The following is a 25,338-nucleotide window of genomic DNA, read 5'->3' on the forward strand; positions in this document are numbered from 1 at the left end:
ATCAAAATCTCGATAGTTTAATAAGGTCTCGACTTTAGTTTATCCTGAGTGAAACCGAAGGGCTCGACCAGACAAAGTAAATAATCAAATAAAAATATTTAAAATGTCAAAAGAACAAAAAGATTCCCGTCTGCAAGGAAAGTTGGTAGAAGGAAAAGCAACACCGCGAGGAGCCTACCCACACGTAAAACGAGTAGGTGATTTTATATTTATTAGCGGAACGAGTTCCAGATTGCCCGACAATACCATTGCCGGGGCCAACCAAGTGGACGAAATGGGCAGTATGCAGTTTGACATTAAAGAACAAACTAGAGCTGTTCTTGAAAATATAAAAGACTACCTCGCCACCGAAAACGCCACCTTGGACGATGTGGTCGATGTTACCTCTTTTTTGGTCAATATGAATGATTTTGCTGGCTATAATGAAGTTTATGCGCAATATTTTAATAAAGAAACGGGGCCGGCACGAACCACGGTCGCCGTACATCAATTGCCGCATCCGCATTTAATGGTGGAAATTAAGGCGATGGCCTATAAGCCAATCGACTAATGTCTGTCGATTAGTAAAATTAGCGGTGCCTGAGTGTTCCGACGCAGGAGGAATGCGATGTACTGAGTTTGCCGAAGTATATCGAAGGCTAAGCTATAAAACCAAACAATTATGAATCTAATTAAAAAAACAATTCTGCCCTTTATTCTCTTAGTAGTTTCTATAAGCTATGCGCAAACGGAGCCTATTAAAGTTTCAAAAAAACCATTTACAATAGGCGAATCGCTTACGTTTTATTCTGAAACTTTAGGAGAAGAACGGACTCTGAACGTCTATTTACCACATAGTTTTTCCGAAGAAAAGGAATACCCGGTTATTTATTTGTTGGACGGGTCGGCCGACGAAGACTTTATCCATATTGCGGGCTTGGTTCAGTTTGGATCTTTTTCGTGGATCAATATGATTCCAGAAACCATTGTCGTTGGTGTTGCCAACGTAAGCAGAAATAGAGACTACACTTATCCTTCCACCGATAAGGCGTACGTGAAAAAGTATCCCGAAACCGGTCATTCAGAAAAATTCATTGAATTCATCGAAAAAGAACTGCAACCCTTGGTAGAAAAGCAATATCCGGTTACTTCGGAAAAAATATTGATTGGGCAATCATTAGGCGGCTTATTGGCAACTGAAATCTTATTCAAAAAGCCAGATCTTTTTAAAAACTACATTATTGTAAGTCCAAGCCTTTGGTACGATTATGAATCCTTATTGAAAAAAGAACCAAAACCATACGACACCGAAAAGTCAATATATGTTGCCGTCGGTGAAGAAGGATCTGTAATGAAACGTGTGGCAAAACAGCTTTATAAAAAACTGCAAAAAAATAAAAAGGGCAACACCAGTTTATACTACCATTTTTTAGAAAAACAAGATCACGGTGATGCCTTACACTTGGCTGTTTACGATGCGTTTGAAAAACTGTTTGCATCAGAGAAGAAAAAATAACCTACTGCTATGGAGAAAATACTAAACTATATCGACGGAACATATACTGAACCACAATCCAACAACTGGCTGGATAATTACAATCCATCGAATGGGGAAGTGTATTCTCAAATAGCAAGTTCCGATGCTGATGATGTAGCGCAGGCATACCAAGCAGCTGAAAAAGCATTCCCAAAATGGAGTAACACCACTATTGACCAGCGTAGCCGCATCCTTTTAAAAATAGCCGATTTAATTGAAGAAAACTTAGTCAAATTAGCTGAAGCTGAAACCAAAGATAATGGTAAACCCTTAAGTTTAGCGTTAGCAATCGATATTCCTAGAGCTTCTGCCAATTTCCGTTTTTTTGCACATGCCATCACGCAGTTTGCCAGTGAGGCGCACGAAAGTGTAGGATTGGACAGTATGAATTTTACCCTGCGACAGCCATTGGGTGTCGTAGGTTGCATTTCCCCTTGGAACCTTCCGCTCTATTTATTCACGTGGAAAATTGCCCCAGCCATCGCAGCGGGAAATACGGTTGTAGCAAAACCCAGCGAAGTAACACCGATGACAGCTTATCTGTTAGGTGATATTCTAACAAAAGCCGGTTTACCGAAAGGCGTTTTAAATATTGTTCAGGGAACTGGGCCTTCTGCCGGTCAAGCTATTGTAGAGCACCCAAATATCAAAGCCATTTCGTTTACTGGCGGCACCAAAACCGGCGAACATATTGCCCGCACTGCCGCGCCGATGTTTAAGAAACTTTCATTGGAACTGGGCGGAAAAAACCCCAACCTCATCTTTGCCGATTGCGATTATGATACGATGCTGAAAACGACCGTAAAATCCTCCTTCGCCAATCAAGGACAAATTTGCTTATGTGGAAGCCGAATTTTTGTGGAAGAATCCATCTACGAGCAATTTAAAAAAGATTTTATAGAGAAAATATCGCAATTAAAAGTGGGTGATCCGTTTGATGCTGAAACCAATCTCGGAGCTTTGGTATCGAAATCCCATCTAGAAAAAGTACAGTCCTACATTAAAATCGCTGAAGAAGAAGGTGGAAAAATCCTGTTTGGCGGAAAAACCGTTACTGTTGATAATTTAGAAAATGGGTATTACCTACAACCCACCGTTATTGAAGTATACGACGATCAATGCCGTGTAAACCAAGAAGAAATATTCGGCCCTGTGGTTACTATTATGCCGTTTAAAACCGAAGCCGAAGCTTTAAAAATGGCCAACGGTGTTCAATATGGACTTTCCGCAACACTTTGGACCAATAACTTGGATAGAACTATGCGACTATCAAAACAATTGCAAGCTGGGATTGTTTGGGTAAATACGTGGCTCAATCGAGATTTACGAACGCCTTTTGGTGGTATGAAAAACAGCGGGGTAGGCCGTGAAGGTGGTTTTGAAGCCCTTCGGTTTTTTACGGAGCCTAAGAATGTTTGTATTAAGTATGATAGTTAGAAGTGAGATTTTAGATATGAGATGTGAGACAAGAGGTGATTCCTAAAGGTGCCTGAGTGCCTCGACGATAGAAGAGGTGTATCGAAGGCCCAACTTCCAGCATTTAGCTTCATTCTTCCTCATCCGCTCCATACACCAAATTGATAAAATCCTCTTTGGGGATGGCGCCGAAATATGTTTCGATATCGACATTTTTAAGAATGTCCTCGATATCGCTTTTTTCGTAACGGGCGCCGATAAAGAGTTCCTCCAATTTTTCAACCGGCTCCCTTCCGAAGAAATCTCCAAACACCTTAAAGTTTTGAATGTGTCCTTTTTCAACAAATAGGCGCAGGTCCAGTGTTCCAGCGGGAAATCTGCGTTCACGTTGAATGTTGAATTTTGGGGAACTTCCATAATTCCATTCCCAAGTGTCATATTTTTCTTCTTTCAATTTATGGACACCTTCCCATTCCTCATCGGTAAGCCGATAGGTTTCAAAATCGTCCCGTTCTTCATACAGACCGTTCAAAATCTTGGATCGGAAGGTTTCAATATCGATCTTTTCTTCCATAAATTCTGAAATGTTCGCCACCCGACTTCGTACCGATTTATGCCCCTTACTTTCAATTTTGCTCATTTTAACTTGTAACGAATTGGCCACTTCGCTTAAATCACTGTCCAATAATAAGGTACCGTGACTAACCATCCGCTTTCCGGTTGAAAATTGGGCGTTGCCCGATATTTTTTTATCGTTCGCCACCACATCGTTCCTTCCTTTCATTTCGGCCGGTACGCCCATACTGTTCAGTACTTTTACAACCGGTGCCGTTACTTTTTTAAAGTTGTTCAGGCTTTTGATGTCGTGATCGGTAATGAAGCTGAAATTTAAATTTCCGAAGTCATGATACACTGCTCCCCCACCTGAGACCCGCCGAACCACCTTGATATTGTGTTCTTCCACGTATTCGTGATTGATTTCTTCCAAGGTGTTTTGGTTCCGGCCAATGATGATGGACGGTTCGTTGATGTAAAACAACAGGTAATCATGGTCAAAACTGAAGTTCCTAACGATGTATTCTTCTAAAGCCAAATTAAGGTGCGGATTGGTAACCCCTTCATTTTCAATAAAAATCATAGCATTGTTTTTAACAAAATTGAACGCTCAAGTTACTTAAAATTTATGGAATGAGACGTATTTCAGAAATAGGCTTTCTTCTTTATACTTCCCATAAAATCATAGTATATTTACAGAACAAAGGATATAAAAATTGCTCAATCAATAACACATGGATTTAAATTTAAACTTTAAATCGGCCTTGGTTTGCGGCAGTACAGCCGGAATAGGAAAAGCATCTGCCATGGAATTGGCTTCGTTAGGGACAAGTGTCACTTTAGTAGCCAGAAATGAAGATAAACTGAAAGATGTCGTTTCCCAATTACCAACAGGTGACGGACAACGCCACGATTATATAGTAGCCGATTTTTCAAACCCCGAAACACTCAAAGAAAAAATTGAAGAAGCTACCAAAGACAAAATTTTCCATATTTTATTAAACAATACCGGTGGCCCAAAAGGCGGGCCAATTTTTTCTGCCGATACCGAAGAGTTTACCAAAGCCTTCTCACAACACGTTGTCTGCAATCAAATATTGGTACAAGCGGTTGTTCCTGGAATGAAAAAAGTAGGCTACGGGCGTATTATCAATATTATTTCCACCTCAGTAAAGCAACCTATTGAAGGTTTGGGCGTAAGTAATACCATTCGTGGTGCAGTTGCCAACTGGAGCAAGACCTTGGCCGGCGAACTGGGTGGTTTTGGCATCACCGTAAACAACGTACTGCCCGGTTTTACCGCTACCGACCGCTTAGACAGTATCGTAGAAAACGCTGCCAAAAAGAAAGACAGTAGTAAAGAAGAGGCAGCCGAATTTATGAAAAGCATCGTTCCTGCCGGACGTTTTGCCCAACCTGAAGAAATCGCCTATGCGGTTGCATTTTTGGCCAGTGAAGCAGCTAGTTACATCAATGGCATTAACTTACCGGTTGATGGCGGCCGGACAAAATCACTCTAAAAATTTGTACCTTTAAAAATTGAACTTTTAATTAAACAATGTTGTAGGCTGAAAGAATATGAAACGAAAACTTCGCATAAACGGACATTCGCACCTGCTTCCTTATCCTGAAGAAATTCCAAAATTCATGAAGGACAAGGGAATTTTTTGGGTTGACAAAGATCGCAAATTCATGCTTCAGAAAGATTGGAGCCGGCCCGTGACCGATTCCAGTTTCTTTTTAAATGAAAAGCTGGAATGGATGGAACGCTACAAAATTGACCACGCGGTGGTTTTAAACCTTTCACAACTCTACGGAAATGGGCTTCGGGTTGAAGAAATGAAACAGGCTTTGCGGTTTCAGAATGATTTTAACGCAAAAGTACAGCACGAAAATCCGTCGAAATTTACTTGCGGGTTTGTGGTGCACCCAGGGTTTGTACGCGGCGCCTTATGGGAAATTGAACGGTGTGTGGAAGAATTGGGCTTACAGCTTTTATGCCTGCCTACGCACTATATGGACACCATAGGAACGTGGCGCTGTATTTTTGATGAAGAAAATGAACCCATTTTTGAATTGGCGAGTAAATACAATCTCGCTGTTGAAATTCATCCGTACGATGGCGAAAAGTTCATCAAGCTCGAAAACACCGCGTGGCGGTTCCACCTCATCTGGATGTTGGCCCAATGTGCCGATGCCTATCATTTTTTAACTTTAAACGGCTATGCCGATAAATACCCCAACATGCGCACGTGTTTCGCCCACGGCGGGCAATTGGCACAAATTAATTTAGGCCGCCGCATACAAGGTTTTGATGGTCGCCCCGATCTTTTTGAAGGCAAAGTACATCCGCGAAAGGCTGTTGGGCATAAAAATATCTTTTTTGACACCTTGGTGCACGATACCGGTTCGTTGAAATTACTGGTTGAAAATCAAAATGCCAAACAAGTATTGATGGGGCTCGACGACCCCTATCCGCTTGGCGAAATGGAAAGTGCCGTACAATCCTCTTATCCCGGTAAAATTTTAGATCTGGCCAAAGAACGCGATATTTTAACCCAAGAAGAATGCGATGCTATCTGGGAAGACAATGTAATACAATGGCTTTGCGGCGATGACGAAGCTGCTAAAAAGAAGCTGGTTAATAGAATTCTTGGCTAATGGATTTCCTTCCCGAAGAAATAAACACCTACGTAGAAAACCATTCGCAACCCGAACCGGAACTGCTACAAAAACTAAATAGGGAAACCTGGCAAAAAGTATTGGCACCCCGTATGCTGAGCGGGCATCTGCAAGGAAGGGTGTTAAGTATGCTTTCGAAATTAATAAATCCCAAATATATTTTGGAAATTGGGACCTATACCGGCTATTCGGCATTGTGTCTGGCTGAAGGAATGCAAAAAGAAGGTGAATTACACACCATTGATATCAATGAAGAATTGCATGATTTTCAAAGGAAATATTTTGATGCTTCCGGTTTTGGAGAGCGGATAATACAACACACCGGAAATGCGTTGGAAATCATCCCAAAGCTATCGCAAACTTTCGATTTGGTGTTTATAGACGCCGATAAAAACAACTATCCAAAATACCTCGACATTATTCTTCCGAAGCTACAAAGCGGCTCGGTTATTTTAAGTGACAATGTGTTATGGAGCGGAAAAGTGGTTGAACCTGTTAAAAAAGACGATGAAGACACAAAAGCACTGCTGGAATACAATACGCTGCTCAACAACAACCCTAAACTGGAAACAGTGCTGCTTCCCATTCGGGATGGGTTAACGGTGAGCCGGGTAAAATAAAATGACAAAACATACTTGAAATACGACATAAGAAGTAATGACGTATGACTTTTTCATTTCTACGGAATATTAATTTTACAAATATTTTGTCATATTTCCTACGTGATTCAGTCCTAAGTCTAATTTAGGCCTATACGTATAAATATCAAACAAAAAAGGTTCAGAAAAACTTCCGAACCTTTTGTTATATTAAACTGAATTTTACTGCACAGCTTGCAACGCATCGATATTTCCGTAACCTTTGGTGCTGTCTTTATTGGGATAGAACTCGGAGCTCTGACGCATTCTGTTCAACACTTGGCTTCTGCTCCAGTTAGGGTAACGTGCCCAAACCAAGGCTGCAATCCCAGCTGTGGTCGCCGTAGCCACTGAGGAACCGCCCACATAATCGGTGTTGCCATTATAAAAGCCCAATACCGTTCCGGTACGGCTGTTGTCGCTATCACGCTCCATAATAATGGTAAACTCTATTTCGCTGCCGTCGTGGCAGGTATCGCATTGTTGATAGGTGCCATCGTCGGTTATTCCGGTTACGGCAACGGTTTCGCTCATGCTGGCTGGAAAAATTACCGGATACCAATTGGTAAAATCCAAAGACGTCCCACCGGCTGCAAAAATCAATTTCCCCTTGCTATGCGCATAACGCACGGCATCTTTTACGTTGTTGATGGACCACGGATACCCAATGGACATTGAGATTATTTTTACGTCGCTCCGGTTTGCCAATTGGCGCAGTGCATTTTTAACGCCCTTGCGTTCGTGGTAATCGTTCAACAGCACATCTTCAGTAGCGCGGTAGGATACCAAATTGCAATTGTAAGCCACCCCAACCGGTAAGTTATTGTTGTTTCTGGGTGAAGCAATGGTCGCGCCCATGCTGGTTCCGTGGCCGCATTTGTCGTGTGGGCCATCGTAATTGTTGCTCCACCACCAAGGCGAATCGATAAACGTACCGTATTTTTGAATGCTGCGTCCATTGCTGTAGCCATCGTTAAAGTTGCTTCCTAAAAGGGGTTGACTTTGGGATACCCCAGTATCGATCAAACCTACCGTGACACCGGCACCGGTGCTATAAGCCCAAGCTTGCTCAATATTGTGTTCGTCATACGTCCAGCTTACCAACGATCCCGGTGCAATGGTGCGGTAATCATTGCTGTTCAAGGTTTTGCCGTCTTTGCCACAGCCGCTTGAGGAGCGGTTTTGCGGATATTGCTCACTGTAAAAAAAGGAGTAGGCGTTCGGTTCCATGTACCTTATATCATCCCGTTTTCTTAATTCGGTAATGGTTTTTAAGGATTTTACCTGTACATCGATCACGTTCAAGATTTCGTCATCTTCAAAAAGGGTCTCGTTGCGAGAGGTGTTTTCCAGTTTTATTATTTCTGAAACTATGGTATTCTTGGATTGGGTAAGGCGCGCATTTTTCTTTGCACTGAAACTTTCGCCCTTTTTGCCATATCCAATGGTCAAAATACCGCTTCCATGCACCGTGGCACTCCACAGCACCTGATCGGAAGTTTTATCCCAACTGAAATCGCCCGTACGGCGCAGTTGCTCGTCAATGATTTTGTTTATTTGGGGGATGGTCAACAATTCTTGTGAAGTTTCCGAAGTAAGGTCGGTTTCATGTGTTTCTTCTGTAAGGGGATTGTCTTGGGTACAGCCTATTACAATAAGTGCAAGTAAGGCCATTACCGCGAGTTGTAATTTTCTCATAGGTTTGATGGTTTGGTTAATAATCCATCAAGATACGAAAAAATATGAGTTGAAAAAGCAGGTTTTTATGCTAAATCTTTGACTTTTAACCTATCGTGTCGCAGGGTTTTTTTACAGAGCAGGTAAAACAGAATTGCAAAAACAGTCCCTACCAAAGCGCCTACAAAGATATCACTTGGGTAATGAACACCCACAAAAATCCTACTGGTCACAAAAAGCAAGGGCCACAAATAAGCAAAATAGATCCATTTTGTTTTTTCTTTTAGAGCAAGCACCACAAAAGTGGTTATGGAAAAACTGGAAGAAGCATGGCCGGAGAAAAAGCTGTAATTGGTGGGTTTTTGAAGAATGCGTATCACTTCAGATAATGCTTCTACATTGTTAGGCCGCAACCTGGCTACAAAATCTTTTACCAAGCCGGTACACAATATCGTAATGCCGAAGGTAAGCAACAGGAAAAAAAGGATGGTTCCGCCACGTTTCCATTTAAAATAATAAAAAATAAGAATGAAAAACAACAAAAACAACGGGATCCATGTTTCTATTTGGGTAACGATAATCCAGAACCCGTCAAACCGTTCTATGCCCAGCGAATTAAGGTAAATGAACAGTTCCCTGTCCCATTGCTTTAGGGTTTCGAGCATTAAAATCTACGTTTAATGGGGCCGGTTACTTCTTCTACATCTTCTTTTACCTTATCTATTTCTTGGCGTACATCTTTTGTAATGTCCACATCGATGCCCTGTTTTTCGGCACTTTTGGTTATTTCGCTTTTAATATCGTTGGTGGCGTCTTTAAGCTGGCGCATGCCTTTCCCTAAGCCGCGTGCTATTTCGGGCACCTTATCGGCACCGAAAACCAACAGTACGATAAACAGTATAAATACGATTTCGGTACCGCTTATGAATAAAAAAATTGCCGTTGCATACATACTGCAAATATAAACAAGAATATTGTGCTATACGAAAAAGCCCCGTTAAAACAACGAGGCTTTTGATTGTAAATATTTCAGAAAAGATTATTCTTTCACTTTGTTTTTAAATTTATCAAACTCACCCAGCTTTTTACGTTTGGGCCAAGTATTGTTTTCTGTATCGATATCAGCGGTTTCTTCATCTGGATCAACCACTATCTTTGTGATTTCTTTATCTGAAGCAATCACTTTCCCAATTTCCTTATCATTGTGCCTCCAAATTTGAGCGGGATATTTTACACGTTCGGTGCTTCCGTCGCTGTAGGTATATTCGGCAATGATGGGCATTGGGATGCCGCCAGGTTTTTCGAAGGTTATTTCGTAAAAATAGTTGGGTTTCTTTAAGTTCGCCCGTTGTTCTGGCGTGAGGTTGTCCATAATATATTCCTGAAGGGTGGACACATCATCCAAGGTAGCATTTTTCATACTGGCTTCATAATCGTCGCTACCTTCTTCTACCATATACACCAATGGTGGCAAGTCGCTTTCTTTAATACCGCGGGCTTCTACCATTTCCCTTACTTCTTTGTTCATTTTTGAGGTTACATAGAAGCGTTTTACATCTTTTACCCCAATATCGGTGTATTCGGTACTGTAAAACCAAGCTCTCCAATACCAATCAAGATCAACGGCCGAAGCGTCTTCCATTGTCCTGAAGAAATCTTCCGGGGTGGGATGCTTGAACTTCCAGCGATTGGCATAGGTTTTAAAAGCATAATCAAACAGTTCACGGCCCATTACTGTTTCGCGCAAAATGTTCAACGCCGTGGCCGGTTTTGCATAGGCATTGGCCCCAAAGTTATAGGTATTCAGCCCCTTCGTCATAATTGGCGCAAGGTAGTCTTGGTCACCAGACATATAGTTCACTATTTTTTTGGCAGGGCCTCGTCGTGAGGGGTATTTTTTATTTGGCGCAATTGCTTCGGGATGCCACTCTCCAAAGTCTTGTTCTGCCACATATTGTACAAAGGTGTTAAGACCTTCGTCCATCCACGTCCATTGCCGTTCATCACTGTTTACGATCATAGGGAAGTAGTTGTGCCCAACTTCGTGTATTATTACCGAAATCATTCCATATTTAGTACGCTCGCTATAGTTTCCATCTTCATCTGGGCGGCCATAGTTCCAGCAAATCATAGGGTATTCCATTCCTTGGTTTTTGGCGTGTACCGAAATGGCCTTGGGATAAGGGTAATCGAACGTCATACGCGTGTACGTCTTTAAGGTGCTGGCTACTGCTTTTGTGGAATATTCTTCCCAAAGTGGGTTTCCTTCCGGCGGATACAAAGAAACAGCCATAACATCCTCGCCGTTTTCTTGTTTAACGGCCATCATGTCCCAGATATAACGCCTTGAGGTGGCAAAAGCATAGTCCCGAACGTTTTCAGCCTTGAATTTCCAAGTCTTTTTGTTTTTTGCAAATCCTTTGGAAGCGTTTTCAGCTTCTTCTTCGGTTACGATGATCACCGGCTTATCGTACGATTTTTTCGCTTTTTCGTAGCGGCTCATCATTTCTTTGGTAAATACTTCCTTTCTGTTTTGAAGGGTTCCTGTTGCATCCAAAATATGGTCGGCAGGAACGGTAATGTTCACTTCAAAATCACCAAAAGGCAACGCAAATTCATCACGGCCCCAAAACTGACTGTTCTGCCAGCCTTCCACATCATTGTAAACGGCCATGCGTGGATAGAACTGGGCAATAACGTACCCGCGGTTACCATCGTCGAATACTTCATAACCGCTTCGCGCCCGGTCTATGGTATGGTCTGGGATGTTGTACCACCAAGCAATGGAAAAGGTAAAATCATCACCCGGTTCAAGATGTTCGGGCATTTCTACCCGCATCATGGTACGGTTGATGGTGTATGGAAGGTTATTCCCTTTTTTATCCTTAACGGCCTGTATGTTAAAACCACCGTCAAAGGCCGCTCCCATATGCTTTTGCACAAACGACCCGGCCATATCGGCAGGTGCCGTGCTGCTGGATTCGATCAATGGTGATTTTGAGTCTTTGGCCCTAACGTTTTGATCTAATTGTACCCAAAGGTACTCCAGAACGTCGGGTGAATTGTTGGTATAGGTAATGGTTTCGTTTCCGGTTATTTTGGCATTCACATCGTCGAGCACAATATCCATTTTATAATCGGCCCGCTGTTGGTAGTATTTTGGACCGGGGGCACCACTGGCACTCCGGTACTGGTTGGGCGTAGAAAACTCTTCGTACAATTGCTTAAAACGGTTGTTATTGGTGTGGCCTGGCTTACGCTCCTCACCACTGTTTTGTTCCTGCGCATAGCTCATTCCCGCAAAAAGGAACAAGACGGCCAAGGAAAGGCATTTAAGTAGTTTCATAATCTGTTTTTCTGAAATTTAAAAAGGTTAAATGTAATTTTATCTAATTGAATGAAAATTGGTTCAGTCGAAGTTTAACATATCTTTAGGATTATCGATGTCCAAAATAAAACTTCTTCGCGTTTCCGGAGTTTTTATGTGAATAATATTTTGTTGTTCGGTAAAAAGGTCCATCAACACTTTATTTTCAATTTCAATGGAATGTAAGGGTTCAACATCCGTAATTTCTATATATACATGCACAATATCAACATCGTATTCCCGCCCAATATACTTCAGTGTCGCAGGTTTTCCGTTCACTTTTATCTTCAATTTTTGAAAGAGATATCTTTTAAGATACTCAATATCTTTTTCCGTTTCTTTGGCGGTCGCAATGGAAATGGAAGGGTCGTACCGTTTTTGAAGCACGTTTTCTATATCATCTATAAAAATTCTTGTAATGATTTGAACAGACTTCTTTTGCGGCACATACTCCATATTGGTCGTGCTCACATAAAACTTATGCGCTGGTGCTGAAGCGGTCATTAAAGGAAATAGGACCGCAAGGATTACTAAATTCAAAAACTTCATATAATCAATGTGTGTCAATAGGTCGCAAGGTATGCTGAAATGTTACAACAATCATTCCTTTTCTGCAATTTTAGATTGTTGCAGCCTTTGGGTGTATTCCATTCCTTTTTCTTTGAAAATGTTGAGTACCAAAATGTAGTTTTCTTTTTTAAAGTGTTCCTGAAGATCGCTGCTTTCCGCACAAAACAGCAAAAAATCATACAACCTGCCCTTGGGAATGTTGTAGGCTTCTTCAAAAAAACCAGGACCGTAAAAATCGATAAGCGAGGTAACGGTATTGTTTTGGGCTTCCCATTTACGCTTGGTTTTAAGCGTTTTATAGTAGCCGCTGGTGTATTTGTACAAAGCTTCTAAATCCACCTGAGTAGGAAAAGCGGCAGCCCATAAAGGCACGATTTTTTCCTTGGGCTCGCCCCTGAAACCGGGTAGGCCCACATCGTAAAAGTTGAGTTTTTTTTTGGTTTTTATGGTTGCCAAATCGGCTTGCAGATTGCCCGACAATCTCGGGCCGAGATAAACTTCGTCCAGTTCATATACCAATTCTTCTAAAGTAAGGACCATAATGCCCTTTTCAATTATTTCAGCCGAAATTGCCATCTTTTTAGGCGCATAATTAAGCGATGAAAACAACAAGGTGTCCCGTTGCTTCACGGCGATGGAAAAATTGCCATGCGCATCGGTAACGGTGTTATAACGCGAAGTAAGGTTCATGACATGGATGCCTTCCACATCGGTTGTGTTGGTAATGGCACCATTTAAGGGTTCCCGCTGGGCAACAGTTTGTGCAACTGCAATAAAACAGAAAATCAGCAACAGCAGCTTATTCTTCCTCACTCTTTTGTTTGTAACGGTTACTTTGCTGGTACATGTATTCGAGCAACTCCATTTCGTTTTCGGCTTTAAGTATAGAAACCGTCAAGCCACCTTCTTCGGCAAAATAAAGAAAGTCGTTCGCTTTTTCCTTTGGAATACCAAAAGTCTCTTCAATATACGCATTGCTGAACCGTTGGCGAAGCGTTCTGGAAATTCGCAGCCGATCTTCTATTTTTTTGTTTTTCACAAGATCGATTTCCATATTTTCAGGAAACAACAGTCCTATAATCCCCAGCAAATTGGCTCCATCTTTTAACCCTTCATTGTTCAGGGCTTCTTCTGCAGCGTTCCCATCGATTTTGGTCAAGGCATCGGGCTGGAATTCATAATCAAAATTAAGTGTTTCCCATGACAAATCCAGTTTCGGTGCAAAAGTGTAGGTTTTAATCCGGTTGACGTCTGCAACCACATTTCCCGAGAGATCATACGGCCTTACGATTACTTCTTCTAACTGATTTACGGCGGGGTTCAGGTAAATGTTCATGGTTTTGCTGTTTACAACCCCTTTGTCCACGATAACCGTAAAACTTTGAAACTGTAGGGCAGTAACCAACACCCTGTCGTTGATGCCTACTTTTAGTTTAAACATCCCTTTTTCATCGGTGACAGTACCCTGTTGGGAAGAAGTATTATAAATGCTAACACCCTCTACGTCTTCACTTTTGGGCGCGGTTATAACTCCATCAACAACAACTCGTTCCACATCTTGTGCCATTAAAAGCAGTGGAAACAAAACAAGCAACATGGTTAGTTTTATACGCATGGTTAGTTAAATTACAATATAAAGACGTCATTATTTACAGTACGTTTGTTAAATTTATCATATAATTTTTTAAATTGAAACATGAAAAACCTAATTGTTGCCAGTACCTCAACCATTTATAGCGGCTCGTACTTAGATTATTTAACCGAAGCGTTGGCAGAACTTTTTTCTGAAACCGATGAAATACTTTTTATCCCCTACGCCCGGCCGGGAGGTATTTCCCACGACGAATACACCCAGAAAGCCTCCGAGGCATTTAAAAAACTAAACAAAAAAATAGTGGGCCTTCACTCTTTTCAAGACCCCGTAAAGGCCATCAAGGAAGCCACCGGAATCTTTACCGGAGGCGGCAATACCTTTGTATTGGTCAATGCCTTACATAAAAACCAAGTGATGCAACCGTTGCGGGAAGTTATTTTTAATGGCACTCCTTATCTTGGCACCAGTGCCGGCAGTAATATTTGCGGGGTGAGCATGAAAACCACCAACGATATGCCCATTGTCTATCCGCCATCATTTAAAACCTTGGGGGTCATTCCTTTTAACGTGAACCCGCATTATTTGGACCCCGATCCCAACAGCGAACATATGGGTGAAACCCGTGAAACGCGGATCAAAGAGTTCCACACCCAAAACGATATTCCCGTAGTGGGATTGCGCGAAGGGAGTTGGTTGCGCGTCAAGGACAGTTCGATCGTACTGAAAGGCGAACACAGCGCACGTTTCTTCAAGCAGGGAGAAAAACCTGTGGAAGTTTCAGCTTCGAGCTCGTTGAGTCAGCTTACGTTGTAGAAATCGGTTTAAAGCTCCTTCACAAAATGGTAACCTTTTGCCACAAACCCTTGGTTGTAATAAAATTTATGCGACGGAAAATTGTGCACGTAGGTATTGAGCTCCATCCAGCTGCATTGTTTTTCTTTGGCGTATTGGGTTACGAAATCCATTAATTTTTTACCAATGCCTTTTCGTTGGTAGCCGTCGTCAATAAACACGTGGTCCAGTTCCATGTTTTTGCCGGCGTAATGGCGGGTCTGGAACCACAAACCGCAAATGCCCATCAGTTTTCCTGAATCGTAAATACCGATGCATTCGTAATTTTCTTGGGCCATAGCCAGCACCCGCTCTTTTAAAACAGGTTCAGGCACTGGGGTTTCTTCCATTTTTTGCAACAGGGGGATGATGCTTAAAATTTCAGCAGGTGGAATTATACCAAAAGTGAGTTCCATAAGTTTTATAATTATAGTACTTTTAAACAAACCCCTAAGATACCAAATGAAGCGAAAACAATTTATAAAAACTTCAATACTTTCAGCAACGGCATTGGCGATCTTGCCCCATTTGTCTTTCTCAACGCTTCAAAACCAATTTACGGTGGACCAATTGATAGGGAAGGGCAATCCAGATATTGTAGGCGATAGTTACCGGTCTAAAATGCACAAAGAAGCCAAAAAAGCCTTTTTTAAAATGAAAAAAGCCGCTGCGGAAGAAAACATACAAATTGAAGTGGTGTCGGCCTACCGAAGTTTTGAACGCCAAAAACAGATTTTTGAAGGTAAGTATAGCCGGTTTATCAAACAAGGCCTCTCCCCCACTCAAGCTATTGAAAAGATTATCGAATATTCTACCATTCCCGGCACCTCCCGTCATCATTGGGGTACCGATATCGATATCATTGACGGGAATGCCCCAAGACCTAAAAGCGTGTTACAACCCGAGCATTTTCACGGTACCGGCCCGTTTTGCAAACTAAAGGCTTGGCTTACCGAACATGCTAACAGTTTCGGTTTTTATGAAGTCTATACCAACAATGCCAACCGAAAAGGTTTTAAATACGAGCCTTGGCATTTTAGCTATGCCCCGGTTTCAAAATCGATGTTGCAGGAGTATAAACAACTGGATGTACAAGCTATTCTGAAAAAAGAGAACATTAAAGGGAGTGATTATTTTTCAGGAAAATTCATAGAAAAATACCGCTCAGAAAATATTCTTGATATCAACCCCAAGTTACTTTTGTAACTTAGTGTGCTAAAAACCAATATTATGGCTTCACGACGCAGTTGGAAAATCAGGATTTTTATCGGTCTGGCAATCGTTGCCTTTGCTTTTTTCAAAAAGTGCATGAACACCGAAGAAAATCCGTACACCGGAAAAGAACAGACCATCTCCATGACCACCGAAAAAGAAATCGCAATTGGCTTGCAGAGCGCTCCGGAAATGATCGATCAATACGGCGGTATGCACCCCGATCAACGCCAACAAGATTATGTAGATAAGGTTGGGGCGAAACTGGTTAACAACAGTATGGCGAAAGACACCCCATATCAATACGAATTCCATTTATTGGCCGACAACCAGACGGTGAATGCCTTTGCACTACCTGGCGGGCAGATATTCATTACCCAAGCGTTGTTTTCAAAACTTCAATCTGAAGACCAGCTTGCTGGGGTTTTGGGGCATGAGATTGGCCATGTGCTCGGGCGTCATTCCGCAGAGCGTATCGCAGAAACCGAATTTTGGCAGACTGTTTCGCAAGGGGCTTCAGTGGGGGCTGATGCCGGTGGCTTGGTTGCCGGAATCGGTCAAAATGTGCTGCTGGGCAACGGCCGTGATGATGAACTGGAAAGCGACGATCTTGGCGTTCGGTTTATGATTAACGCAGGCTACAACCCCCGGGAGATGATCGAGGTAATGCGAATTTTAAAAGCCGCAGCCGGCCCCAACCGCCTGCCCGAATTTAAAAGCACGCACCCCGACCCAGAAAACCGAATCGAGAAAATTGAAGAAGCCATTGAAAAGTACGGCGGATAGATTTTTTTAAAAACACCACGTCTTTTTCATTATTAGTACCTTTGCACTTCAATTATTACTATGAACAAAAAAGTCCTTTTGCTCATCCTCGATGGATGGGGCGTTACCAAAGAACCAGCGGTGTCGGCCATAGAACAAGCCGAAACCCCTTTTATAGATTCACTTTACAAAAAATATCCCAACGCCCAATTGCGCACCGATGGCATGAACGTAGGCTTACCCGAAGGGCAAATGGGCAATAGCGAAGTGGGGCACATGAACTTGGGTGCCGGTCGCATTGTGTATCAAGATTTGGCGAAAATCAACTTAGCCGTACAAAACAATACCTTGAAAGACGAGCCTGTTTTAAAAGAAGCGTTTGACTATGCGAAGAAAAATGACAAGAAGGTTCATTTTATCGGTTTGGTTTCCAATGGTGGGGTGCATTCGCATATCAACCATTTAAAAGGGCTGCTCACCGCCGCCAATAACCAAGGGGTCGACAATATGTTTGTCCACGCCTTTACCGATGGCCGGGATGTAGACCCCAAGTCTGGTGCCCGGCATATTCAAGATTTACAAGATCACTTAAAAAAAACCAATGGCAAATTGGCTTCAATAATTGGCCGGTATTACGCAATGGACCGGGATAAACGCTGGGAACGTGTAAAAAATGCGTATGATTTGTTGGTCTTCGGAAAAGGTCAACATACAACTGATGCCGTGCAAAGCATCAAAGAAAGTTATGAAAACGGGGTTACGGATGAATTCATCAAACCCATCGTAATGAGCGAAAACGAAAAACCCGTTGCTACCATTGAAAAAGACGATGTGGTGATTTTTTTCAATTTCAGGACCGATAGGGGAAGGCAACTTACCGAGGCCTTGACACAACAAGATTTTCCGGAATATAATATGAAAAAACTGCCTTTGCGATTCATCACCCTTACAAATTATGACGAATCGTTTAAGAACATAGCTGTCGTCTATAAAAAAGAAAACATAAAAGAAACCTTGGGCGAAGTGTTGGAACAAAACCATAAAACCCAAATACGCATTGCCGAAACCGAAAAATACCCACACGTTACATTTTTCTTTTCCGGTGGAAGGGAACAACCTTTTACCGGCGAACGCCGCATTTTATGCCCGTCGCCAAAAGTAGCCACGTACGACCTACAGCCCGAAATGAGCGCCTATGAAGTTCGGGACAAGATTATTCCTGAAATCAACTCCAAATCGGCCGATTTTATTTGTTTGAATTTCGCAAACCCTGATATGGTAGGCCACACCGGTGTTTTTGAAGCAGCCGTAAAAGCCTGCGAAACGGTCGACAGTTGTACCAAAAGCATCATTGAAGCGGCGCAGGCCAACGAGTATACCACTATTGTCCTGGCCGATCATGGCAACAGCGAGACCATGCGCAACCCAGATGGATCGCCCAATACGGCCCACACGACCAATCCCGTACCATTAATTATTGTGGATGAGGAGATTCAAGAAGTGAAAAAAGGCATTTTAGGCGATATTGCCCCCACTATTTTAAAATTGATGGGCATTGACAAACCTGAGTCTATGACACAAGATTCCTTAATTTAAAACCTATGAAAAATTTAATATTGGCCTTTACCGCATTGACCTGCGTGGCGTGCGGTTCGCCAAAAGAAAACAAAGAAGCACAAACACCAGAACAACCTGTTTCAAAAGAAAGTAAACCACCTGCCTTAAACAAAGAAGTGCCCGATGAAGAAGACGGTGGCACTATGCTTATAGGAAAAATCAACAAAAAAGCATTCCAGAAAGAACCGTATGCCGATTGGTTTCAAGCAAACGAAGATTTCCATACCTTGGACACGGCCACGGTTAAAAAAATAAAACCGCTCCTAAAAGACGTAAAAATAACGGCCTTTATGGGTTCTTGGTGTTCCGACAGTCAGCGTGAAATACCGGCGCTTTACAGTATATTGGAGTATGCCGATTATAATTTTAACCGTTTTGACCTCTATGCCACCGACCATCAAAAATTAACCGAAGAAGGCTATGAAAACAATTTGAACATTGACTTTGTACCAACCATCATATTCTACAAAAACGGAAAAGAACTGGGCCGTTTTGTAGAATACGCACAAGAAAGCCTTGAAAAAGACATGCTCACCATTGTAAGTGGCGCCGATTACAAACATGCTTACGAAGAATAAGTGCCGCATTATTTGTATTTTTGCCCTTCAAAATAAGCTATGATTGCCAAAACCTTGACCATTGCGGTAGATTTTGACGGCACCATTGTAGAGGACCACTATCCTAACATTGGCAAGCCCAAACTGTTTGCTTTTGAAACACTTCGGAAACTTCAGGAAAACGGGCACCGGTTAATTTTATGGACATATAGAAATGGCAAGGCTTTAGATGATGCAGTGGCTTTTTGTAAAGAACAAGGCGTTATATTTTATTCGATTAACAAGAGTTTTCCTGAAGAAAATTTCGATCCGAAATACAGCCGGAAAATAAACGCCGATATTTTTATCGATGATCGAAACATTGGAGGCCTACTGCAATGGGGGCAGGTTTATCAACAGCTAATTGGCGAAGAAAAGCCGGATATACAAACCAAGAAAAAGAAGAGCGGATGGCTTCCTTTTTAAAAAAGAAAAAAATGATTGTAACAAAAAACAAGGAAGAGATAGCATTGATGCGGGAAGCGGCCTTGATCGTTTCAAAAACCTTGGGCATGCTCGCAAAAGAAGTAAAACCAGGCGCTACGTCCCTTCAACTGGACAAAATGGCCGAAGAATTCATTAGAGACCACGGAGCCGTTCCAGGCTTTTTGGGACTGTACGATTTTCCCAACAGTTTATGTATGAGTCCCAATGCGCAAGTCGTGCACGGGATTCCCAATGATGTTCCGTTTCAGGAAGGCGATATTATATCCATTGATTGTGGGGCCGTGAAAGACGGGTTTTACGGCGACCATGCGTATACTTTTGAAGTAGGCGAAGTGGCGCCGGAAGTGAAAAAACTTTTAAAAGTCACCAAGGAATCGCTGTATGTTGGTATTCGCGAATTCAAAAAAGGCAACCGCGTGGGCGATGTGGGCTATGCCATTCAAAAATACTGCGAAGAACACGGTTATGGCGTGGTGCGGGAGTTAGTAGGTCACGGTCTGGGGCGTAAAATGCACGAAGATCCCGAAATGCCCAATTACGGCCGGAGGGGTAGAGGCAAGAAATTTATAGAAGGTATGACGGTTGCCATCGAACCAATGATCAATTTAGGCACCCGCCGCATTGAACAATTAAAGGACGGTTGGACCATCTTAACGGCAGACCGAAAGCCAAGCGCCCATTTTGAGCACGATGTGGCCTTAATAAACGGTAAACCGGAACTGCTTTCCACATTTGCTTATATTTATGACGCCTTAGGCATAGAAAGTGATGAAGAAAATGAATTCCGGCAAAAGGAATTGGTGCTGTGATATTTTTTTAAGACCTCAAAGAATCTAAAACCCTTTGAGATCTATCTGTCCAATAACAATAAATCACATTGAAAAAAACCTTTAAAACCATATTGGGCATTTTCCCCCGTCCCCTATTAATTAGGGTGAGCTACGTAGTCCGTCCTTTTGTCGCTTTCTTTTTAAGGGGCAACAAGTATACAGACCCCATTGACGGAAAGTCGTACCGAAAGTTTTTACCCTATGGCTATGAACACGTGCGCGAGAACGTTTTGGCGCCCGGCACTTTGTCCTTGGAACGCCACCGATTGTGTTGGCTGTATTTAAAAAATGAAACCACTTTTTTTTCCGAAGCATTAAAAGTACTGCATTTTGCACCGGAACAAGCGTTTTACAAACGGTTCAAGAACTTAAAACATTTAGATTACACTACCACGGACCTTAACTCACCCATCGCCGATGTTAAGGCCGACATTTGTGATTTACCATTTCCCGACAATGAATTCGATTTTATCATTTGCAATCACGTTTTGGAACACATTCCAGATGACACCACAGCAATGAAAGAATTGTACCGTATATTGGCTCCGGGAGGGACGGCGATATTACAAATTCCGTTAGAAAACGATAGAAAAATAACCTTTGAGGACAACTCGATAACCGACCCAAAAGAGCGTGCCAAGATCTTTGGGCAATACGACCACGTGCGAATTTACGGTATGGACTATTTTGACAAACTGGCTTCGGTTGGCTTTGCTGTAGAAGCGGTAGATTACACCAAGCATTTTTCCGAAGAAGAAATAAATGAATACCGCTTGGCAAAAGGCGAATTATTGCCCGTTTGCAGGAAAAATTAATCTTGTATTCTCGCTTTCATCCCTTCGGTTAAATATTCTTTATGCTGGTTTAAAGAGTCGGTATAGGTAAGGTACGCCTCTACTTTTGGCAGGGTTTGCAGCAGTTTTTTCGCTTTTTCGAGCCCCAAAGCCATAAATGAGGTGGCATAGGCATCTGCTTCTGCACAAGTGGGCGCTATAACGGTCGCGCTGGTAACGTTGCTTTGCTGGGCCTTTCCGGTAATTGGGTTTATGGTATGCACATATTTTTTGCCGGTCAAGGAATCAATCCTGAATTTTCGGTAATTTCCCGAAGAAGCCATCGCTTCATTTTTAAGCGGTACGGTTTCGGCAACGTTTCTATTATTAATTTCTGAATTGACCGACTCAATGCCAACAACCCACGGCTTTTGTTTTTCTACATTGATCCCTTTAGCTAAAATTTCACCTCCCAATTCAATTAAATAATTGGTTATCTGGTTTTTTTCCAAGTAGCTTCCTAATAAATCAATCCCATAGCCCTTTGCGATGGCGTTGAAATCGAAATATATTTGAGGGTGCGTTTTCTGAATCGTATTTTCTGAAGTAAGGGTTACCTTATCAAAACCAACAAATTGCATCAAAGAGTCTAATGTAGTACTGTCTATTTCTTGAAGGGGTTTTGCATCGCCAAATCCATAGGCGTTGCGCAACACACCAATGGTAGGATCGAAATAGCCTTGGGTTTGTTTGTGTATCTTTTCTGAAAGGACAAACACCTCTCTAAACGTTTGGTCTATCACCACGGTGGAGTCGCCACGGTTTATTTTTGAAATATCGCTATTGGGAATATAGGTGCTCACCGAATGGTTAACCGCTTCCACAACGGAATCAATTCCTTCTTGAGCATCAAAGCCTTCCTGCGAAAAATATTGAATATGATAGGTGGTGCCAAAAGCCTTACCTTCCATATATATTTTTTCAGGGCTGTTTTCCCCGCAAGAAAACAGAAGAAAAAGAGTGGTTATAACCAGTAGACACCTCATACTATTTCCTGCAAACCGTTATACACCATGGTGTAATCTTCATTTTTTAAAACCGGTTTTGCATAGTCGCTTCCGTGGCCTAATCCTACTCCGGCGTAATAGGTTTTTGCCTCAAACTTTTCGGCGTGGGCTTTAATGGTCTGCATAAAAACGGGATCGTAGGTATTGGCGTCTTCAGGATAGCTGACAGCGCGGACAATTATAAAATGCAGGTCTTTATTCTTCAAGGCCACAAATTGCGGATCTTTTTTCAATTTAGAATTGACGCCCAAGAATTCAAAACCGTTCGCCTCAAGATCTTTTCCTACAATGTTCATAGCAAGGTTGTGCAGTTCCTGTTGGGTAAGTGGTAAAGCCATATTGCAAAAATATGAAGTATTTGGTTAATAAAACAGCCGTTTCAGAAAAACTGAAACGGCTGTTTAAATTTTAAAGAAATTTTACTGGTGCTTACCCTCCAAAATCATCAAAGCGTATGTTCTCATCTGGGATACCGAAATCTTCTCCCATTTTCTGAACTGCTTGGTTCATTAACGGCGGACCACAGAAATAGAGTTCAATTTCTTCTGGTTCTTCGTGGTGGTTTAAGTAGTTGTCGATCACTACTTGGTGGATAAAGCCTACAAAACCATCACCTTCTTCATCATGGATATCTTTCTTTACTTTCCAGTTATCCTCTTCTAAAGGTTCTGAAAGTGCCAGATAGAATTTAAAATTAGAAAATTCACGTTCCAATTCACGGAAGTGCTCTAAGTAGAACAATTCCCTTTTGGAACGACCTCCGTACCAATAAGTAACTTTACGGCCGGTTTTCAATGTTTTGAACAAATGGTACAAGTGTGAACGCATGGGCGCCATTCCGGCTCCACCACCAACGTATAACATTTCGGCATCAGAGTGGTTGATAAAGAACTCTCCAAATGGTCCTGAGATGGTTACTTTATCTCCTTTTTTGGCATTGAATATATAGGACGAAGCAATACCGGGGTTTACGTTCATCCAGCCGTTTTTGTCCCTATCAAATGGTGGAGTAGCCACACGAACGTTCAACATAATTTCACGTCCTTCGGCTGGATAAGAAGCCATGGAGTAGGCTCTTTCAACCGTTTCATCGTTCTTCATGACCAACGGCCATAATTTGAACTTATCCCATTCCTCTTTAAATTTATCAGGCGTGTCGTGTTCTTCTGGATGGGCGGTAATGTCCATATCTTCAAACTTTACCTCACAAGGTGGTATTTCAATTTGGATATAGCCACCAGCCTTGTAGTTCATATCTTCAGGAATTTCCACTACAAATTCTTTAATAAAAGAAGCCACGTTATAGTTACGCACCACCGTTGCTTCCCATTTTTTGATACCGAAGACTTCTTCCGGTATCTGGATATTCATATCCTGTTTCACTTTTACTTGACACGAAAGACGTGCGCCTTCTTTTAACTCTTTACGGGTAAAGTGCGGGGTTTCTGTTGGCAATGCTTCTCCACCACCCTCAAGTACGTGGCATTCACATTGAATACATGTACCACCACCTCCACAGGCCGAAGGCAGGAATATTTTTTTTCCGCTAAGGGTAGATAACAACGTTCCACCGGATTCTACTTCCAGTTTCTTTTCGTCGTTAATGGTTATGGTTACCGGACCAGAAGGTGACAACTTTTGTTTGGTAAAAAGCAAAAGTGCAACCAATAGTAAAATAAGTACCAAAAAGGCAACAACCGTTGCGATTATAACTCCTAATGTGCTTGCTGCTAAAAACATATTACTCTTTTGTTAGTAGGGTTGAAACTTCGGGTGTTTCGGTTGATTCAATATTTTCTTCTACTTGAATTCCTAAATTGTCGGGATTGCCGTCCAATGCGGGTTTTTCTTCACTTCCGCCGGTCAACATTCCTCCAAAACTCATAAAACCAATCGCCATTAGACCAGTAATAATGAAAGTTATTCCTAAACCTCGCAAAGGTGCCGGCACATTCGAATAACGTATTTTTTCACGAATGGCAGCAATGGCAAGGATAGCCAAAAACCACCCAATACCAGAGCTAAAACCGTAATTAAGCGCCAATCCAAAAGTTTCGATATCACGGGATTGCATAAACAACGACCCTCCTAAAATGGCACAGTTTACAGCAATCAATGGAAGGAAAATACCTAACGAATTGTAGAGTGAAGGAGAAAATTTCTCTACCACTATTTCTACTAATTGCACCATAGTGGCAATGGTGGCGATAAACAAGATAAAAGACAGGAAGCTTAAGTCGTATTCAGCATATTCTGGGCCTAACCACTTTAAGGCGCCTTCTTGTAATATGTACTGGTCCAACAACCAGTTTAAAGGCACGGTCACGGTCAATACAAATATTACAGCAGCTCCTAATCCAACGGCGGTGCTTACTTTTTTGGATACTGCCAGATACGAACACATACCTAAAAAGTATGCGAATACCATGTTATCCACAAAAATAGATTTAAAAAATAGCTCTAAATGTTCCATTTCATATAATTTAAAAGGGGAACACCCCTAACCCTCTTTTAAAGAGGGATTAATATATTAATTCTCTTCTATTAATTCTTTATTTCTGCTGCGTTGAACCCAAATGATAATCCCCACTACAATCAACGCCATTGGAGGCAAAACCATAAATCCATTATTTTCATATCCTATGCCATACAATCCGGTTTTGGTAACTGGATTCCCAAGCACCGGGAAGCCGAACAATGTTCCAGAACCCAAAAGCTCACGGAAAAAGCCAACAATTACAAGAATTACCCCGTACCCTGCAGCATTTCCTATACCATCAAGAAACGAGCGCCAAGGACCGTTACCCAATGCAAAGGCCTCAAAACGTCCCATAATGATACAGTTGGTAATGATCAACCCGATGAAAACCGAGAGTTCTTTGCTCAATTCGTAAGCAAAAGCCTTCAGAACCTGATCTACAATAATCACCAAGGTTGCCACAACAATTAGCTGGACAATGATCCTGATTTTTGAGGGAATAATATTCCGCATTAACGAAATCACCACGTTACCAACACCCATTACAAACAACACAGAAATAGCCATCACTATAGAAGGTTTTAACTGAGCTGTAATTGCCAAGGCCGAACATATTCCCAACACCTGAATGGTAATAGGGTTGTTGTCCGCCAATGGGTCCAATATAAGTTTACTGTCTTTTTTTGATAAAAGTCCCATATTTTTA

Annotated in this window: 28 protein-coding genes; 14 read left to right on the top strand and 14 right to left on the bottom strand. The window is 42.0% G+C overall.

Going from position 1 to position 25,338, the window contains the following annotated elements; translation table 11 throughout:
• The first annotated feature begins 103 nt into the window (after nt 1-103).
• The 3 genes from DDV96_RS00325 to DDV96_RS00335 all read left to right on the top strand — a co-directional run bounded on the left by DDV96_RS00325 (nt 104) and on the right by DDV96_RS00335 (nt 2,953).
• The gene (locus DDV96_RS00325; protein WP_116692753.1) at nt 104-550 is read left to right on the top strand and encodes a RidA family protein; all 447 of its coding nucleotides are present in this window, start codon (nt 104-106) and stop codon (nt 548-550) included.
• 111 nt (nt 551-661) lie between these two features.
• A complete protein-coding gene (locus tag DDV96_RS00330; protein ID WP_116692754.1) occupies nt 662-1,495 on the top strand; it encodes an alpha/beta hydrolase in 834 nt (277 codons plus the stop codon).
• 9 nt (nt 1,496-1,504) lie between these two features.
• Nucleotides 1,505-2,953, top strand: coding sequence for an aldehyde dehydrogenase (locus tag DDV96_RS00335; RefSeq protein ID WP_116692755.1), 1,449 nt, complete (start codon nt 1,505-1,507; stop codon nt 2,951-2,953).
• Nucleotides 2,954-3,062: 109 nt separating this feature from the next.
• On the opposite strand, the gene DDV96_RS00340 is transcribed toward DDV96_RS00335, so the two are convergent.
• The gene (locus DDV96_RS00340; protein WP_116692756.1) at nt 3,063-4,070 is read right to left on the bottom strand and encodes a lipoate--protein ligase; all 1,008 of its coding nucleotides are present in this window, start codon (nt 4,068-4,070) and stop codon (nt 3,063-3,065) included.
• A gap of 151 nt (nt 4,071-4,221) precedes the next feature.
• Here DDV96_RS00340 and DDV96_RS00345 point away from each other — a divergent pair, with 151 nt between their 5' ends.
• Genes DDV96_RS00345 through DDV96_RS00355 form a run of 3 tightly spaced genes read left to right on the top strand, consistent with a single transcriptional unit; the run spans nt 4,222 to nt 6,789 of the window.
• A complete protein-coding gene (locus DDV96_RS00345) occupies nt 4,222-5,007 on the top strand; it encodes an SDR family oxidoreductase (protein ID WP_116692757.1) in 786 nt (261 codons plus the stop codon).
• A 58-nt stretch (nt 5,008-5,065) separates the two neighbouring features.
• Nucleotides 5,066-6,148 (top strand): amidohydrolase family protein, encoded by a 1,083-nt coding sequence (locus DDV96_RS00350; RefSeq protein WP_116692758.1) that lies wholly within the window; start codon nt 5,066-5,068, stop codon nt 6,146-6,148.
• Complete coding sequence (locus tag DDV96_RS00355; protein ID WP_116692759.1) at nt 6,148-6,789, top strand: O-methyltransferase; 642 nt, start codon at nt 6,148-6,150, stop codon at nt 6,787-6,789. Before DDV96_RS00350 ends, DDV96_RS00355 begins: the two co-directional genes overlap by 1 nt.
• 201 nt (nt 6,790-6,990) lie before the next feature.
• On the opposite strand, the gene DDV96_RS00360 is transcribed toward DDV96_RS00355, so the two are convergent.
• The 7 genes from DDV96_RS00360 to DDV96_RS00390 all read right to left on the bottom strand — a co-directional run bounded on the left by DDV96_RS00360 (nt 6,991) and on the right by DDV96_RS00390 (nt 14,036).
• Nucleotides 6,991-8,505, bottom strand: coding sequence for a S8 family peptidase (locus tag DDV96_RS00360; RefSeq protein WP_116692760.1), 1,515 nt, complete (start codon nt 8,503-8,505; stop codon nt 6,991-6,993).
• A gap of 65 nt (nt 8,506-8,570) precedes the next feature.
• Nucleotides 8,571-9,149 carry a phosphatase PAP2 family protein gene (locus DDV96_RS00365; RefSeq protein WP_116692761.1) on the bottom strand — a complete coding sequence of 193 codons (579 nt, stop codon included), beginning with the start codon at nt 9,147-9,149 and terminating at the stop codon, nt 8,571-8,573.
• Nucleotides 9,149-9,436, bottom strand: coding sequence for a Sec-independent protein translocase subunit TatA/TatB (locus DDV96_RS00370; protein WP_116692762.1), 288 nt, complete (start codon nt 9,434-9,436; stop codon nt 9,149-9,151). Before DDV96_RS00370 ends, DDV96_RS00365 begins: the two co-directional genes overlap by 1 nt.
• An 87-nt stretch (nt 9,437-9,523) precedes the next feature.
• Nucleotides 9,524-11,830 carry a M1 family metallopeptidase gene (locus tag DDV96_RS00375; RefSeq protein WP_116692763.1) on the bottom strand — a complete coding sequence of 769 codons (2,307 nt, stop codon included), beginning with the start codon at nt 11,828-11,830 and terminating at the stop codon, nt 9,524-9,526.
• Between the two features lie 63 nt (nt 11,831-11,893).
• Nucleotides 11,894-12,400 (bottom strand): DUF6702 family protein, encoded by a 507-nt coding sequence (locus DDV96_RS00380; protein ID WP_116693171.1) that lies wholly within the window; start codon nt 12,398-12,400, stop codon nt 11,894-11,896.
• 51 nt (nt 12,401-12,451) lie between these two features.
• Nucleotides 12,452-13,234 carry a hypothetical protein gene (locus DDV96_RS00385; protein WP_116692764.1) on the bottom strand — a complete coding sequence of 261 codons (783 nt, stop codon included), beginning with the start codon at nt 13,232-13,234 and terminating at the stop codon, nt 12,452-12,454.
• Nucleotides 13,221-14,036, bottom strand: coding sequence for a carboxypeptidase-like regulatory domain-containing protein (locus DDV96_RS00390; protein ID WP_116692765.1), 816 nt, complete (start codon nt 14,034-14,036; stop codon nt 13,221-13,223). Before DDV96_RS00390 ends, DDV96_RS00385 begins: the two co-directional genes overlap by 14 nt.
• Nucleotides 14,037-14,117: 81 nt before the next feature.
• Here DDV96_RS00390 and pepE point away from each other — a divergent pair, with 81 nt between their 5' ends.
• The gene (pepE, locus tag DDV96_RS00395) at nt 14,118-14,828 is read left to right on the top strand and encodes a dipeptidase PepE (protein ID WP_116692766.1); all 711 of its coding nucleotides are present in this window, start codon (nt 14,118-14,120) and stop codon (nt 14,826-14,828) included.
• An 8-nt stretch (nt 14,829-14,836) separates the two neighbouring features.
• On the opposite strand, the gene DDV96_RS00400 is transcribed toward pepE, so the two are convergent.
• Nucleotides 14,837-15,262 (bottom strand): GNAT family N-acetyltransferase, encoded by a 426-nt coding sequence (locus DDV96_RS00400; RefSeq protein WP_116692767.1) that lies wholly within the window; start codon nt 15,260-15,262, stop codon nt 14,837-14,839.
• Between the two features lie 46 nt (nt 15,263-15,308).
• Between DDV96_RS00400 and DDV96_RS00405 the strand changes: the two genes are divergently transcribed.
• From DDV96_RS00405 to DDV96_RS00435, 7 genes are all read left to right on the top strand, one after another.
• Nucleotides 15,309-16,052: a M15 family metallopeptidase gene (locus tag DDV96_RS00405; protein WP_116692768.1), complete on the top strand. Its 744-nt coding sequence runs from the start codon at nt 15,309-15,311 to the stop codon at nt 16,050-16,052.
• A 24-nt stretch (nt 16,053-16,076) separates the two neighbouring features.
• Complete coding sequence (locus DDV96_RS00410) at nt 16,077-16,844, top strand: M48 family metalloprotease (protein WP_116692769.1); 768 nt, start codon at nt 16,077-16,079, stop codon at nt 16,842-16,844.
• 60 nt (nt 16,845-16,904) lie between these two features.
• A complete protein-coding gene (gene gpmI / locus DDV96_RS00415; protein ID WP_116692770.1) occupies nt 16,905-18,419 on the top strand; it encodes a 2,3-bisphosphoglycerate-independent phosphoglycerate mutase in 1,515 nt (504 codons plus the stop codon).
• Between the two features lie 5 nt (nt 18,420-18,424).
• Entirely contained in the window at nt 18,425-19,018 is a 594-nt protein-coding gene (locus tag DDV96_RS00420) for a thioredoxin family protein (RefSeq protein ID WP_116692771.1), read from the top strand.
• A gap of 39 nt (nt 19,019-19,057) precedes the next feature.
• Complete coding sequence (locus DDV96_RS00425) at nt 19,058-19,462, top strand: BT0820 family HAD-type phosphatase (protein ID WP_116692772.1); 405 nt, start codon at nt 19,058-19,060, stop codon at nt 19,460-19,462.
• 11 nt (nt 19,463-19,473) lie between these two features.
• Nucleotides 19,474-20,292, top strand: a complete 819-nt coding sequence (gene map, locus DDV96_RS00430; protein WP_116693172.1) for a type I methionyl aminopeptidase — start codon at nt 19,474-19,476, stop codon at nt 20,290-20,292.
• A gap of 68 nt (nt 20,293-20,360) precedes the next feature.
• Complete coding sequence (locus tag DDV96_RS00435; RefSeq protein WP_116692773.1) at nt 20,361-21,128, top strand: class I SAM-dependent methyltransferase; 768 nt, start codon at nt 20,361-20,363, stop codon at nt 21,126-21,128.
• Here the strand turns inward: DDV96_RS00435 and DDV96_RS00440 are convergent.
• From DDV96_RS00440 to DDV96_RS00460, 5 genes are all read right to left on the bottom strand, one after another.
• A complete protein-coding gene (locus DDV96_RS00440; RefSeq protein WP_240607644.1) occupies nt 21,125-22,057 on the bottom strand; it encodes an FAD:protein FMN transferase in 933 nt (310 codons plus the stop codon). The two genes, DDV96_RS00435 and DDV96_RS00440, sit on opposite strands and share 4 nt — an antisense overlap.
• A gap of 71 nt (nt 22,058-22,128) precedes the next feature.
• Entirely contained in the window at nt 22,129-22,491 is a 363-nt protein-coding gene (locus DDV96_RS00445) for a Na(+)-translocating NADH-quinone reductase subunit F (RefSeq protein WP_116692775.1), read from the bottom strand.
• A gap of 91 nt (nt 22,492-22,582) precedes the next feature.
• Nucleotides 22,583-23,893, bottom strand: a complete 1,311-nt coding sequence (gene nqrF, locus DDV96_RS00450; protein WP_116692776.1) for an NADH:ubiquinone reductase (Na(+)-transporting) subunit F — start codon at nt 23,891-23,893, stop codon at nt 22,583-22,585.
• A gap of 1 nt (nt 23,894) precedes the next feature.
• Nucleotides 23,895-24,626 carry an NADH:ubiquinone reductase (Na(+)-transporting) subunit E gene (gene nqrE, locus DDV96_RS00455; protein WP_116692777.1) on the bottom strand — a complete coding sequence of 244 codons (732 nt, stop codon included), beginning with the start codon at nt 24,624-24,626 and terminating at the stop codon, nt 23,895-23,897.
• A gap of 57 nt (nt 24,627-24,683) precedes the next feature.
• Nucleotides 24,684-25,331, bottom strand: a complete 648-nt coding sequence (locus DDV96_RS00460; RefSeq protein ID WP_116692778.1) for an NADH:ubiquinone reductase (Na(+)-transporting) subunit D — start codon at nt 25,329-25,331, stop codon at nt 24,684-24,686.
• Between the last annotated feature and the right edge of the window lie 7 nt (nt 25,332-25,338).

Origin of the sequence: Marixanthomonas spongiae (assembly GCF_003095375.1) — a bacterium.
GTDB classification, from domain to species: Bacteria; Bacteroidota; Bacteroidia; order Flavobacteriales; family Flavobacteriaceae; genus Marixanthomonas; species Marixanthomonas spongiae.